Genomic DNA, 920 nt, shown 5'->3' with positions numbered 1-920 from the left:
AGTCCGGATTGGAGTCTGCAACTCGACTCCATGAAGTCGGAATCGCTAGTAATCGTAGATCAGAATGCTACGGTGAATACGTTCCCGGGCCTTGTACACACCGCCCGTCACACCATGGGAGTGGGCTGCAAAAGAAGTGGGTAGTTTAACCTTTCGGGGAGGACGCTCACCACTTTGTGGTTCATGACTGGGGTGAAGTCGTAACAAGGTAGCCCTAGGGGAACCTGGGGCTGGATCACCTCCTTATACGATGATTTTCACGATGAGTACCCACACAGATTGATATGTTTAAAAGTTAAGAGTAAGGAATAACTTCCAGATGGGGCTATAGCTCAGCTGGGAGAGCGCCTCGCTGGCAGCGAGGAGGTCTGCGGTTCGATCCCGCATAGCTCCACCATCTTTAAGTGTTCTTCCTTAAGAATCTTTAAAAATGGTTTTAGTTCGAAAGAATAAAATCTGCTCTTTAACAATTTGGAAAGCTGACGAACAACGACTTTGATCGGTTGTTGTTCAAATAAAAGTTCTCAAATCCTAGATGATTTAATCAWYTAGGTACCAACACACATTCAAGTGTTCTTGGAAACACCACAACTTCGGTTGTGATTGTTTAATATTTGAGTCCGGCAAAATCGAAATGTTGTCTCGCTCATTCAAATAATGAGACAACGAGTTTACACCTTGGTTGTTTGCCATACAGAAACCTTTTGGGGTTGTATGGTTAAGTGACTAAGCGTACACGGTGGATGCCTTGGCAGTCAGAGGCGATGAAAGACGTAATAACTTGCGATAAGCCCAGATTAGGTAGTAATAACCTTTTGAGTCTGGGATTTCTGAATGGGGAAACCCACGTGCATAAGCACGTATCGTTRYGTGAATACATAGCATAACGAGGCGAACCCGGGGAACTGAAACATCTAAGT

The 920-nt window shown here is 44.8% G+C and carries 1 tRNA gene and 2 rRNA genes; all 3 read left to right on the top strand.

Going from position 1 to position 920, the window contains the following annotated elements:
* Positions 1-246: ribosomal RNA gene (locus L4C54_RS24105) — 16S ribosomal RNA — on the top strand; the annotation flags it as partial.
* A gap of 75 nt (positions 247-321) precedes the next feature.
* A tRNA-Ala gene (locus tag L4C54_RS24100) sits at positions 322-397 on the top strand.
* Positions 398-716: 319 nt separating this feature from the next.
* Positions 717-920 (top strand): 23S ribosomal RNA (locus tag L4C54_RS24095); the annotation flags it as partial.

Source organism: Vibrio lamellibrachiae, from assembly GCF_050337265.1.
Classification (GTDB): domain Bacteria; phylum Pseudomonadota; class Gammaproteobacteria; order Enterobacterales; family Vibrionaceae; genus Vibrio; species Vibrio kyushuensis.
This window is presented reverse-complemented; position numbering and strand designations above follow the sequence as displayed.